Raw genomic sequence first — 13,721 nt, 5'->3', positions numbered from 1 at the left:
CGGGTGGGTTCGCCGACCTTCGGGCAGTGGGACAGCGTGCTCATCGACGACGTCGACCGCCGCGCAGTGTTCCTGCCGGCAGGTCTCGGGCACGCCATCTTGTCCCTCGAAGACGGCTCGACCGTGATGTACCTGTGCTCGATCGAGTACACCCCGTCGCTGGACCGCGATCTGAACCCACTCGATCCGGACCTGGGTATCGACTGGCCCACCCACGCCCGCGACGGATCGACACTCGACTACCAACTCTCCGACAAAGACCGCGCCGCACCCTCCCTCGCCCAAGCCATCGCCGACGGCGACCTCCCCACCTACCAAGGCTGACCTCCTCGATCCAGGGGCGTCGGGACCGAACGGCTCATTCGGTCACCGGGCGGTGCCGCACGCGCAGCTTTCATCCCCCGCGCAGGTTGCAACCTGCGTACCCGCTGCAACCTGCGCGCTCACGGACACGCGGAGCGAATGTGCCGTTCGGTCACCGGGAGCGTCAGCGGATTTTGAAGATCACGGCCCGCTGGACGATGAAGTTGATGACCGTTGCCGTGCCCTGGGCAATGACGAAGGCAAGGTTCGCGAACCAGAAGCCGTCGGGAAATGCCTGGTAAAGCCAGGTGTAGATGCCGACCTGCACGGCGAAGGTGACGGCGTACAACACCACGACCGCGAAGAAGCGGGCGCGCGACGGTGCTGCGTTGAATGTCCAGCGCCGGTTGATGAGGTAGGCCGTCGTGGTCCCCAGGACGAAGCCGATCGCCTTCGCCAGCGTCACACCGACACCGAACACGAAGTGAAGCAGCAGGTTGACGCCCTGGTCGACGATGGCAGAGAGCACACCCGTTGCCAGGAACCGGACGATCTGGGTCTTGAGGTCGAGGGCCTCGTCGGCGATGTTCTCCGTCAGCGGGAGTTCGACGGGCAGCGGCACGTGATGCTGCGGCTCCGGCGCTTCGGCGGGCCAGTCGTCGTTCTGCGGGGTGGACACGATCACTGAGACTAGCTGTCATGGCGAGCAGGGAGCGCAGCCTGCGGACCGACCCGATCGAACAGGTACCCTCAACGACGATGTCCACGACAGCCGACGACGCACTCTTCCCCCTGGAACCACAGGCCGGGAACACTGCGCCGCTACCCACGCAGACCCGCACGATCTCCGGTTTCGGGCGCACCGCGCCTTCCACGGGAGAGGTGCTCACCACGTCCGACCCCGAGCTCATCGCGAACGCGGTGAAGCAGGTCGCGGAGCAGAACGAGAGCAAGCCGTCCTACCTGCGGCGGGGTGTGATCGCGCGCGGTCTCGGCCGTTCGTACGGTGACAACGCGCAGAACTCCGGTGGCCTCGTCGTCGATATGACGTCGCTCGACCGCATCTACAGCATCGACGCGGGAACACGCATGGTCGACCTGGACGGTGGAGTCAGCCTGGACGCCTTGATGCGTGCAGCATTGCCGTTCGGCCTCTGGGTTCCGGTTCTGCCCGGTACGCGGCAGGTCACCATCGGTGGAGCAATAGGCTGCGACATCCACGGTAAGAACCATCACAGCGCCGGGAGCTTCGGCAACCACGTGCGCTCGATGGAACTGCTGACCGCAGACGGACAGATTCGTCACCTCACGCCGTCGGGCAAGAACGCGAAGCTCTTCTGGGCGACTGTCGGCGGCAACGGTCTGACCGGCATCATCTTGCGGGCAACCATCGAGATGACGCCGACGGAGACGGCGTACTTCATCAACGACGGGATCCGCACCGAGTCGCTCGACGAGACCGTCGCAGCGCACCAGGACGGGACCGAGGACAACTACACTTACTCGAGCGCCTGGTTCGACGTGATGAGCGCGCCGCCGAAGTTGGGGCGAGCGACCATCACGAGAGGATCCTTGGCGAAGTTCGACGAGCTGCCCAAGAAGCTGCAGAAAGACCCGCTGAAGTTCGACGCGCCTCAGCTGCTCACGGTCCCCGACATCTTCCCCATCAGCGGCCTGAACAAGCTGTCGATGAGCATGATCGGTGAGGCGTACTACCGCATGGGCGGCAACTACACCGGCAAAGTACAGAACCTGACGCAGTTCTACCACCCTCTCGACCTCGTGGGTGAGTGGAACCGAGGCTACGGACCCAAGGGATTCCTGCAGTACCAGTTCCTGGTTCCCACGGAGGCTCTCGAGGAATTCAAGGACATCATCCGGTACATCCAGCGCTCGGGCCAGTACTCTGCGCTCAACGTCTTCAAGCTGTTCGGTCCTGGAAACAAAGCGCCACTGAGCTTCCCGATGGCCGGCTGGAACGTCGCGATGGACTTCCCGATCAAGGCCGGCCTCAACGAATTGGTGCGCGAACTCGACAAGCGCGTGCTCGAGTTCGGCGGCCGGCTGTACACCGCCAAGGACTCGCGCACCGATGCGGAGACCTTCCATTCGATGTACCCGCGGATCGACGAGTGGATCAAGGTCCGCCGATCCGTTGACCCCACAGGCGTTTTCGCCTCCGATATGGCCAGAAGGTTGGAACTGCTGTGACGATCGACGCTGTGGGAAACCCGCAGACCATTCTCGTACTCGGCGGAACGAGCGAGATCGGTCTCGCCATCACCGAGGAGTACCTGTCCAAGTCGCCGGCGCGCGTGATCCTCGCGGCCTTGCCGAACGACCCGCTCCGGGATGCGTCCGTTGCTCAGTTGAAAGCCAAGGGCGCCAAGGACGTCGACGTCATCGACTTCGACGCACTCGACACCGAGTCCCACCCCAGGGTCATCGAAGAGGCGTGGTCCAAAGGTGACGTCGACGTGGCGATCGTCGCGTTCGCGGTGGACTTCGACGCCGAAGAGCTGTGGCAGAACCAGCGCAAGGCCGTCCTGACGGCGAACATCAACTACACCGCGTCGGTGTCGGTCGGTGTTCTGCTGGCCGAGAAGCTCAAGGCCCAGGCCTACGGACGGATCATCGTCATGTCCTCGGTGGCGGGCGAGCGCGTGCGCCGATCCAACTTCGTCTACGGCTCCACCAAGGCGGGTCTCGACGGGTTCTACCTCGGGCTCGGAGAAGCGTTGCGAGAGTTCGGTCCTCGCGTCACCGTCATCCGCCCGGGCATGGTGCGCACCAAGTTCAGCGCCCACGTCAAGGAAGCGCCGCTGACGGTGGACAAGGAAGACATCGCGAAGCTCGCCGTCGCGGCGTCGCAGAAGGGCAAGGATCTGGTCTGGGCACCGGGCCCCTTCCGCTTCGTGATGATCGCTCTGAGGCATGTGCCGCGGCCGATCTTCCGCAAACTCCCCATCTAGATGAAAAGAGCGCTCGGCACAGCCGTCGACGGTGTACTGGCCGCTCTAGTCGCAGCCGTGGTGGCGGCGGTCGGGTTGTTCGCGTTCTCACTCGTCGAGTGGCCTGCGTTCAACTCGTCCAACGTCACCCGTGCGCTGACGACGCTCGGCCAGGTGGTCTGCATCGCCCTGTTGGCCACGGCGATCGTGCTGTACCGCCGCGGGACGCTTGCGCGGCTCGCGAAAGTGCTCACGTGGGGAGGACTTTCGGGGTTCGTGACGGTCACGCTCGGCATGCCTCTGGCGGCAACCAAGCTCTATCTGTTCGGCATATCCGTCGACCAGGAGTTCCGAACCGAGTACCTGACGCGCCTCACCGATTCGCCTGCGCTACGCGACATGACGTACCCGGACATCCCGCCGTTCTACCCGGCCGGATGGTTCTGGATCGGCGGACGCGTCGGGAACCTGCTCGGCATGGATGGCTGGGAAGTGTTCAAGCCGTTCGCAATCGGATTTCTCGCCGTCACAGCCGTCGTCGCCTACACGCTCTGGCGCCAACTGGTCCGCGCCGACCTCGCGGTAGCCGTCTCGGCCGTCACCACCGCTCTCGTCGTCGCCTACGCCTCCCCGGAGGCCTACAGTGCCGTCATCGCGCTGCTCGTCGCGCCTGCACTCCTACTCGCGTGGGGAGCGCTGAATCGGCCGATTCCCGACGAACCCGACCGATCGACGAACTGGGGCTGGGGCGCTGTTGTCGGGACGGGTCTGTTCCTCGGCCTCGCGGCGACGTTCTACACCCTCTACCTGGGCATGGCGGCGTTTGCGGTGACGCTCATGGCCGTTGTGTCGGCGTTCCTGAATGTTCGGGCTCACAAGACCTGGCGTGCAGCAATTCCGGTGGTTGTTCGCCTCGTTGTGATCGCCGCGATTTCAGGACTTGTCGCACTGACCGTCTGGGCCCCTTATCTTGCCGACGCACTGACCGGAGCACCTGCGACGTCGGGCACAGCGCTGCATTACCTCCCGGAGGCCGGTGCCGAGCTGCCGTTCCCGATGTTCGAGTTCTCCCTGCTCGGTGCGCTGACCATGGCCGGGACTCTGTGGCTCGCGGTCAGGACGGCGACGTCGCGTCGAGCGCAGGCGTTGAGCATCGGCGTCGTCTCCGTGTATCTGTGGACGCTGCTGTCCATGGCGGCGACCGTAGCCGGCACGACACTGCTCAGCTTCCGCCTCGAAGCTGTCCTGATCGTATTGCTGGGAGCAGCGGGAGTTTTCGGCTTCGTCGAAGGCGCGAAGGCCATCTACCAGGCGGTGGGTGAACCGTCGCGGTTCAAGGTTGCCGCGGTGACGGTGGCGACGATCGGTGCACTTGCGTTCGCACAGAACATCCCTCAGGTTCTGCAGTCGGAGATCACCGTCGCGTACTCGGACACCGACGGTGACGGCAACCGCGCCGACAAGCGCCCACCGAGCGCAGTGTCCTATTACTCCGAGGTCGACCGAGCGATCACCGAGCAGGTCGGCAGGCCCCGAGACGAGACGATCGTCCTGACGGCAGACACCTCGTTCCTCAGCTACTACCCGTACTTCGGCTTCCAGGGGCTGACGTCGCACTACGCCAACCCGCTTGCGCAGTTCGATCAGCGCGCCGCAGCAATCGAGGACTGGACGACGGCCGAGACTGCGGACGAGTTGATCACCAAGCTCGACGAGAGTCAGTGGCAGGCGCCCGACGCCTTCCTGTTCCGCCGCGGCGCAGACGGCTACACCTTGCGGTTGGCCGAGGACGTCTATCCGAACGATCCGAACGTCCGGCGCTACACAGTCACCTTCGACGAGTCGTTGTTCGAGGATCCGCGGTTCCAGGTCACCGATATCGGGCCGTTTGCGCTGGTCACCCGCGCTACATAGGCAAATGACATAACGTTCACGTAACGTTCAACCGATGCCTACCTCGGACCAGACTGTTCTCGAGCAGCCGCGGACCGCCCCGGCACGGCGAATCGGGGCGCTCTCCACCCGTCTTCGGCGTGCCGATCGAGCCGATGTCGCGGCTGCGTCCGCCTTCACCGTCGTCGCGTTTTTCGTGCTGCAGGGACAGTGGCGGAACCTCGGTAGTGGCTATCTCTACAACAGTGGCCAGGACCAAGCCATGTGGGAATGGTTCTTCGCGGTGGCCGCGCATTCCGTCGCGCACCTCGAGAACCCGATGTCGAGCGATCTGCAGAACTTCCCGCTCGGGGTGAACCTGATGGCCAACACGGCCATGTTCGGGTTGTCGATTCCGCTCGCACCCGTCACGTTGCTGTTCGGTCCGACAGTCACCTGGGCCATCGCGTTGACCGTCGGTCTCGCAGGCACGGCATACGCCTGGTACTGGCTGTTCTCACGCACGCTCGATGCGTCGCGACCGGCGTCGGCGCTCGGTGGAGCACTGTGCGGCTTCGCGCCGGGCATGATCTCCCACGCCAACGGCCACCCCAACTTCGTCGTCCTCTTTCTGCTGCCGGTCATCGCGGCTCTCGTCGTCCGCACCGCACAGGACGGCCCGACAGCGAAACGAACCATCGCGCTCGGACTCGTCGTCGCATTGCAGATCATGCTCGGTGAAGAACCTCTGCTGATCTTCGCGATCGCGTTCGGACTGTTCGCGGTCGTCTACTACGTCGGAAAGCCGCGCAGCCTGTGGCCTGCCGTCAAGAACTCGGCGAAGAGCCTCCCGCTGGCGGCTGCGCTCGCGATCGCCCTCGTCGCCTTCCCCCTCTACTGGCAGTTCTTCGGCCCCCAGAGCTACTCGTTCCTCGAACACGGCGCGATGGGCAACGACGCCAAAGCCCTCACCCAGTTCCCGACGCAATCCATCGGCGGCGTCGCGACCCCCGGTCAGAACGTCCGGATCAACGCGACGGAAGAGAACGCCTACTTCGGGTGGCCCCTCCTGGTGCTCGCGGGGGTCGCCGCGGTCTGGCTGTGGCGGGTCGCCTGCGCCCGCGCTGCCGTGGCCACCGCCGTCGCTGTCGCTGTGCTGTCCCTCGGATCCGAACTGATCGTCGGCAAGAACAACACCGAGATCGCACTGCCGTGGGAATGGCTGGCCGACACACCACTGGTCGAGTCGATCCTGGAAACGCGCTTCGCGCTCGCCGCCGTTCCCGCACTGGCGCTTCTGCTGGTACTGGCCACCGACAAAGCCTTCAAAGCCGGGCTGCGGCCGATTCCGGCACTGTGGTCGATCGCTCTCGCACTCGCGCTGGTGCCGCTGCTCCCGACGCCACTCGACACCGTCGAACGCGCGTCGACGCCGTCCTTCTTCGCCAGCGGGGAATGGAAGAACTACGTCGACGACGGATCCGTCGTCACCGTGCCCCTCCCCCGTCCCGAGGACGCTCGTCCCCTGCACTGGCAGATCGAAGCCGACATGGGCTTCCCGCTCGCGGGCGGATACTTCGTCGGACCGGGTGACAACGTCGAACGCAAAGCCAAGTACGGCGCCGTGGATCGGCCGACGGCCCTGCTGCTCGGGTCCGTGCGGAACTCCGGCACCGTCCCGGACGTCACAGCACAGCAGCAAGCCGACGCCCGATCCGATCTCCAATTCTGGGGCGCCGACGTCGTCGTCCTCCAACCCGGTCGCAACAGCACGCAGCTACGCGACACCGTCGACGAACTCCTCGGCTTCGATGCCGAGTACCACGACGGTGTGTGGATCTGGGACGTGCGAGACTTCGCTCGCTGACCTGCAGGAAAAGGGGTCGGTCCGGGCTGTGCCCTAGCATCGACAATCGTGTCCACCGCTGCAGCCACCGCACCGAAGCCCCCTGAAGCATCGTCGTCGACGCGTAGTTCGGCGGGAGTCGTTGCCGTCGTCTCCGGCATCATCGCAGTCCTCGCCGCGATCCTGACGCCGCTGCTGCCGGTCACACAGGACTCGGCGTCGATCAGCTGGCCGCAGAACGGAACGTTGAACTCGGTCGAGGCTCCGCTCGTCTCGTACTCACCGTTGTCGCTCGACGCCACGATTCCGTGCAGCACCATCGCCCTGGCAGCGCCCGGCACGCTCGTACTCTCGACCACCGCGCCCGGCGCACCGGACGCTCAGGGCGTCGGCCTCGTCGTCTCCCGCACCGATTCCGGTCTGCAGGCCGTCCTGCGTGAGAAGGTTCTGCTGTCGCTGACCGACGCCGAACTCGCGTCGTGCTCGTCGGTGACCATCAGTTCGACGGACACGTCGACGACTGCGTCGGCAACGGGTACCGACGTCACCGGAACGATCGACGGCGACGCACGACCACAGACAGTGGGCATCTTCACCGAACTGCAGGGCGCCGCACCGGCGAACCTCAGCGTGGACGTCCAGATCGACTCCCGCTTCTCCTCGACCCCCACCGTTCTGAAGAAACTCGCGATGGCCGCAGCGGTGATCTTCACGATCATCTCGCTCGTCGCGTTGCACCGACTCGATCTGCTCGACGGACGCAGCAGCCGCCGCTTCTTCCCGGCGCGGTGGCTCCGCATCACCGTCGTCGACGGGGTCGTCATCGCGGTACTCGCCGTGTGGCACTTCATCGGCGCCAACACCTCCGACGACGGCTACCTGCTGACCATGGCACGCGTCTCCGAGCACGCCGGGTACATGGCCAACTACTACCGCTGGTTCGGCGTCCCCGAAGCACCGTTCGGGATGCCTTACTACGACATGCTCGCCGCGTTCGCGAAAGTCTCCACCGCCAGCCCGTGGATGCGGTTGCCGGCGCTGATCGCCGCGCTTCTGTGCTGGGCCGTGATCAGCCGCGAGGTCATCCCGCGTCTCGGTCGCGCCGTCCGCTCCAACAAAGTCGCAATCTGGACCGCAGGCCTGGTGTTCCTCGCCTTCTGGCTGCCCTACAACAACGGCCTGCGCCCCGAGCCGATCATCGCCCTCGGTGCCCTGCTGACGTGGTGCTCCATCGAACGCGCTGTCGCCACCGGCCGACTGTTGCCCGCGGCCGTCGCGGTCCTCATCGCCGCGTTCTCGCTCGCCGCAGGCCCGACGGGGCTCATCTGCGTCGCCGCGCTCCTCGCCGGCGGACGCCCACTCGTCCGCATCGTCATCGCACGCGCCCGCACCGTCGGCTACGCACCCGTGCTGGCCCCGATCCTGGCGTCGGGAGTCGTCATCGTCGCCGCCGTGTTCGCCGACCAGACCGTCTCGACAGTCCTCGAAGCCACCCGCGCCCGCGCCGCCGTCGGACCCAACGTCGCCTGGTTCAACGAGCGCGCCCGCTGGGACTCCCTCATGGAGATCACACCCGACGGTTCCCTCGCACGGCGCTTCGCCGTCTTCGCGATGATCCTGTGCGTGATCGTCACCATCGTCGTCATGCTTCGACGCGGTGGCCGGATCCCCGGCGTCGCGATCGGACCGTCCAGGCGCATCGTCGGCATCGTGATCGGCGCCCTCGCTCTGATGATGTTCACTCCCACCAAGTGGACCCACCACTTCGGTGTCTACGCGGGCCTGGCCGCATCGCTCGCTGCCGTCGCGGCCGTCGCCGTCGCGTCGGCTACCCGGGACAACGCACGCAACCGGACTCTGTTCACCGCCGCAGTGCTGTTCCTGGCCGCGCTCGCGTTCACCGGCTCCAACGGCTGGTGGTACGTCTCCAGCTACGGAATCCCCTGGTTCGACAAGCCTCCGATGATCCTCGGCAAAGGCTTCTCCACCATCTTCCTCGGACTGACCGTGCTCGCGTTGCTGTACGCAGGCTGGCAACACATCCGCGCGCCGTACCGAACCAGCACCCGCTCCGCACGCTTCGGAGTCTCCGCGCTGACGGTGATGGCCGCTTTCGTCGTACTGTTCGAGCTCGCGTCCTTCGCCAAGGGCATCGTCGCCCAGTACCCCGCGTACTCGGTGGCCCGCTCCAACCTGAACGCGCTCGCCGGTAACTCCTGCTCCCTCGCGAACGACGTTCTCGTCGAACAAGATCCGAACAGCTCGATGCTGACGCCGATCGATTCCACCGTCCAGAACTCACTGGCCGGACCGAACACCGTCGGCTTCACCCCCGACGGAATCCCCAACGATCTCACCGCCGACGAAGAAGACGTCTCCCAGGAGAGCACCCGCGGATTCAGCGACGACCCCGACAGCGGCACCGACACTCAGGGACCCACCTCCGCAGGATCCTCAGGCACCCAAGGCGGCACCACCGAAGCGACCGGCGTCAACGGAAGCTCCGTCGCACTGCCGTTCGGGCTCGACCCGTCACGCACGCCCGTCCTCGGTAGCTACGGCGCCGACACCGCGGAACCCGCCACCCTCGAAACCGAGTGGTTCTCCCTTCCGTCGGATGCCGACCGATCGGGTCGTTCCACGGGCTCCACTCCTGACAGCGATTTCATCGCGATCAGCGCCGCCGGGCGCATCCGATCCGTCGACTCCGACGGCATCGTCGCATCCGGCCAGCCGCTCGAGGTGGAGTTCGCCGCGGGCGATCAGGTCCTGGGCCGCGTCACCCCGATCGACATCGGGCCCCAGCCGTCGTGGCGCAACCTGCGCGTGCCGCTGTCGGACATCCCCGGCGAAGCCGACCGCATCCGCCTCGTCGCAACCGACGGCGACATCTCACCGGATCAATGGCTCGCCGTGACGCCGCCGCGGATCCCCCGCACGACCCCACTCGTCGACGTCATCGGTCCCGACGTGCCCGTCATGCTGGACTGGACCGTCGCACTGGGCTTCCCGTGCCAGCGCCCGTTCGACCACAAGGACGGCGTCGCGGAACTGCCGGAGTACCGCATCCTGCCGGACCGCAGCGGCGCCGCCGCACACAGTCCGGTCATGGACGCCTTCGGCGGTGGACCACTCGGCTGGCAACAGCTCGTTCTGTCCGCGCAGGTCGTACCGACGTACCTCGACAATGATCTCGATCGCGACTGGGGTTCACTCGAGAGATTCGTCCCACTGGACCCGTCGGCGACACCGGCAGAACTGACGGTCGGAACCGTCACTCGCAGCGGCTGGGAGACCGAAGGTCCGATAAGGGTCGGATGAAACCGACATGATGCCGGTTTCCTCGCGATGCGGGTGCGGTGAACCGATCACGTTCGAATAACATCGACAACCGTGCCCGACGCCGTGAACGATTCTCCCGCCGTGCCCGACGCCCCCCAGCCGAAGGGTTCGGTGTCGAAGGGCACTGGGGCCGATCTGCGATCCACGGTGCGTACGACGCGTCTGGTCGCGATCGTCACGGGTCTTCTCGGTGCCGTCCTGGCTCTCCTGACGCCGTTCCTGCCCGTCGTGCAGACGACGTCGACCATCTCGTGGCCGGAATCGGGCTCGATCCAGGACATCGATGCCCCGCTCGTCTCACAGGCGCCGATCTCCCTGACCGCGACCATCCCGTGTTCCGCCGTGGCCGCACTGCCACCGCAGGGCGGGCTGCTGCTCGCCACCGCGCCGCCTCAGGGCGAGGGTGCCGCGCTCAACAGCCTGTTCGTGCGAGTCAACGAGGGTTCGGTCGACGTACTGGACCGCAACGTCGTCGTCGCATCGGCACCGCGCGAGGACGTGCAGGGCGCGGCCTGCAGCTCCATCGAGATCACCTCGAACATCGACTACACCTCGGCATCGTTCACCGGCCTCGTCGACGACGAAGGTCTCGAACGCACCGGACGTCTCGACGGTGACCTGCGACCCCAGGTCGTCGGCGTCTTCACCGACCTCGACGGCGCCGCACCCGCCGGACTGAACGTCACCATCGACGTCGACTCGCGCTTCTCCTCCAGCCCGACGATCCTGAAGCTGCTGGCGATGATTCTCGCGGTGGTCTGCACGATCATCGCCGTCACTGCCCTCGGCCGCCTCGACGGCATCGACGGACGCGGTCACCGACGGTTCTTCCCGTCGCACTGGTGGAAGTTCACCGGCGTCGACGTCACCGTCGTCGGAGTCCTCGTCGGCTGGCACTTCGTCGGCGCCAACACCTCCGACGACGGCTACCTGCTGACCATGGCCCGGGCCGCGGACCAGTCGGGCTACATGGCCAACTACTTCCGCTGGTTCGGTGTGCCCGAGGCCCCGTTCGGGTGGTACTACGACGTCCTCGCCGTCTTCGCGAAGATCTCCACTGCCAGCCCCTGGATGCGCCTGCCCGCCCTCATCGCCGGCGTTCTCTGCTGGATGGTCATCAGCCGCGAGGTCGTCCCGCGTCTCGGCCGCGCAGTACGCAAGTCCAACGTGGCGCTGTGGACCGGCGGACTCGTGTTCCTGGCGTTCTGGCTGCCCTACAACAACGGTCTCCGCCCGGAACCCATCGTCGCGCTCGGCGCTCTCCTGACGTGGTGCTCCATCGAACGCGCCATTGCCACCGGCCGACTGCTTCCTGCTGCGACGGCGTTCCTGATCGGCGCGTTCACCCTCGCCTCGGCGCCGACGGGCCTGATGTGTGTGGCTGCCCTGTTGGCCGGAGCTCGGCCCATGGCGCGCATCGTCGTTCGCCGCCACCGCCTGGTCGGTACCCTGCCGCTCCTCGCACCGCTCGCTGCCGCCGGCTTCCTGGTCCTCGTCGTCGTCTTCGCCGATCAGACCTACGCGACGGTCATGGAGTCGACGCGTGTGCGCACGGCAATCGGCCCCAACGAGCAGTGGTACCAGGACTTCCTGCGGTACTACTACCTGTTCGTACAAACGGTCGACGGTTCCGTCGCTCGCCGCTTCGCATTCCTCGTGATGCTGCTGTGCCTGTTCTCGACGCTGTTCATCCTGCTCCGACGCAGGCAAGTTCCCGGCATCTCCAACGGACCGGCCTGGCGACTCATCGGCGTCGTGTTCGGAACGATCTTCTTCATGATGTTCAACCCGACCAAGTGGACCCACCACTTCGGGTCGTACGCAGGCATCGCGGGCAGCCTCGCCGCCCTGACCGCCGTCGCGATCTCCGCCAGCGCGTTGAGGTCTCGCCGAAACCGAACGATATTCCTCGCCGGCCTGATGTTCGTGCTGGCACTCGCATTCTCGGGAATCAACGGGTACTGGTACGTCTCGAGCTACGGCGTTCCGTGGTTCGACAAGACCGTCTCGCTCGGCGGAAACGAATCCAACACCCTCTTCCTCGTGCTCTTCGCCGCCGCACTCGCGTTGGCCGGATGGCAGTACCTCCGTGAGGGTTACGCACCGCCACAACCCCGTGCCGGTAGCGAACGAGGCAGGCGCATCAAGAAATTCGCCGCCGCACCGCTGACGGTGATCGCCGGGCTCATGGTGCTGTTCGAAGTCCTCTCCCTCGTCAAGGGAGCAGTGTCCCAGTACCCCGCCTACTCGCTCGCACGCTCGAACGTCCAGGCCCTCACCGGCAACTCGTGCGGCCTCGCGAACGACGTGCTGGTGGAATCGAACCCCAACGCCGGCATCCTGAACCCCATCCCGTCGGCGTTCGACCCACAGACCGGCCCACTCGGAGGTGAAACCCCATCGGGCTTCACCCCCAACGGAATTCCCACCGACCTCAGCGCCGACGCCGTCGAGGTGAAACCCGGACAGGGCAACACCGACCAGCAGAGCGTCGGACCCGCATTCGAAGAAGGCCAGAGCTCGGGCACCGGCGGCGGCATCGGCGCCCTCGGCGTCAACGGCTCCACCGCAGCCCTGCCCTTCGGACTGGACCCGGCCACCACCCCCGTCCTCGGCTCCTACCAGCCAGGCATCCAGGAACCGGCGTCGGCGACCTCGAGCTGGTACTCACTGCCCGAGCGCTCCGACAGCGCACCGCTGATCGTCGTGTCCGCCGCAGGCCGCATCCTGTCCTACGACGACACGGGCGCCATGACATACGGCCAGTCGCTCCTCGTCGAGTACGGCACGCGTCAGCCCAACGGAACCGTCGACGTCAAGGGCACCTACCTGCCCCGCGACATCGGGCCCGCACCGTCGTGGCGTAACCTCCGCATCCCCATCGCGGACCTGCCCGCCGACGCCGATGCCGTGCGCATCGTCGCCAACGACCCCAACCTCACCGGCGATCAGTGGTTCGCATTCACGCCACCGCGAGTACCTCAGCTGGAGAAGCTGAACGACCTCATCGGTAGCGAACAGCCCGTACTGCTCGACTGGGCCGTCGGACTGCAGTTCCCCTGCCAGCGCCCGTTCGACCACAAATACGGCGTCGCCGAAGTCCCCGGATACCGCATCCTCCCGGACCGCCCACTGGCCGTCAGCTCCACCGACACCTGGCAGTCCGGCGACAACGGCGGACCACTCGGCTGGAGTGAACTCCTCGCCCGCCCCGTCACCGTCCCGACGTACCTCGACCGCGACTGGGCTCGCGACTGGGGCTCGCTCGAACGGTACGAGCAGTACTACCCCGGTGCCGTACCGGCAACACTCGACACCAGCGAAGTCACCAGGTCCGGCTTCTGGACGCCAGGGAACTTGAGGGTGTTCGATCGGTAGAGCTCGTTCCCCTTCACCGGGTCATACCG

General features: G+C 66.0%; 8 protein-coding genes. 7 read left to right on the top strand and 1 reads right to left on the bottom strand.

Translation table 11 applies throughout. The annotated features are described in order from the left end of the window. Positions 1-324, top strand: a 324-nt coding sequence (locus tag CH293_RS11410; RefSeq protein ID WP_141217167.1) for a dTDP-4-dehydrorhamnose 3,5-epimerase family protein, incomplete at its 5' end; no start/stop codon positions are given. Between the two features lie 163 nt (positions 325-487). Here the strand turns inward: CH293_RS11410 and CH293_RS11405 are convergent. Beyond that, positions 488-988 (bottom strand): GtrA family protein, encoded by a 501-nt coding sequence (locus CH293_RS11405; RefSeq protein WP_080733066.1) that lies wholly within the window; start codon positions 986-988, stop codon positions 488-490. Between the two features lie 74 nt (positions 989-1,062). On the opposite strand from CH293_RS11405, the gene CH293_RS11400 reads away from it, so the two are divergent. The 6 genes from CH293_RS11400 to CH293_RS11375 all read left to right on the top strand — a co-directional run bounded on the left by CH293_RS11400 (position 1,063) and on the right by CH293_RS11375 (position 13,692). Then, the gene (locus CH293_RS11400) at positions 1,063-2,514 is read left to right on the top strand and encodes an FAD-binding oxidoreductase (RefSeq protein ID WP_094720244.1); all 1,452 of its coding nucleotides are present in this window, start codon (positions 1,063-1,065) and stop codon (positions 2,512-2,514) included. After that, positions 2,511-3,275, top strand: coding sequence for a decaprenylphospho-beta-D-erythro-pentofuranosid-2-ulose 2-reductase (locus CH293_RS11395; protein WP_094720243.1), 765 nt, complete (start codon positions 2,511-2,513; stop codon positions 3,273-3,275). Before CH293_RS11400 ends, CH293_RS11395 begins: the two co-directional genes overlap by 4 nt. Next, positions 3,276-5,168 (top strand): galactan 5-O-arabinofuranosyltransferase, encoded by a 1,893-nt coding sequence (locus CH293_RS11390; protein ID WP_094720242.1) that lies wholly within the window; start codon positions 3,276-3,278, stop codon positions 5,166-5,168. It begins immediately after the preceding gene. A 34-nt stretch (positions 5,169-5,202) separates the two neighbouring features. Next, positions 5,203-6,993 (top strand): glycosyl transferase, encoded by a 1,791-nt coding sequence (locus CH293_RS11385; protein WP_094720241.1) that lies wholly within the window; start codon positions 5,203-5,205, stop codon positions 6,991-6,993. Positions 6,994-7,041: 48 nt separating this feature from the next. Beyond that, a complete protein-coding gene (locus CH293_RS11380) occupies positions 7,042-10,293 on the top strand; it encodes an arabinosyltransferase domain-containing protein (protein WP_094720240.1) in 3,252 nt (1,083 codons plus the stop codon). A 72-nt stretch (positions 10,294-10,365) separates the two neighbouring features. Continuing rightward, on the top strand, positions 10,366-13,692 hold the full coding sequence (locus tag CH293_RS11375) for an arabinosyltransferase domain-containing protein (protein ID WP_094720239.1): 3,327 nt from the start codon (positions 10,366-10,368) through the stop codon (positions 13,690-13,692). Positions 13,693-13,721 lie beyond the last annotated feature (29 nt).

This window comes from Rhodococcus sp. 14-2470-1b (assembly GCF_002259415.1).
In the GTDB taxonomy this organism is placed as follows: Bacteria; Actinomycetota; Actinomycetes; order Mycobacteriales; family Mycobacteriaceae; genus Rhodococcoides.
The sequence above is the reverse complement of the archived record's forward strand: the minus strand, read 5'-3'. Positions and strand labels throughout refer to the sequence as shown.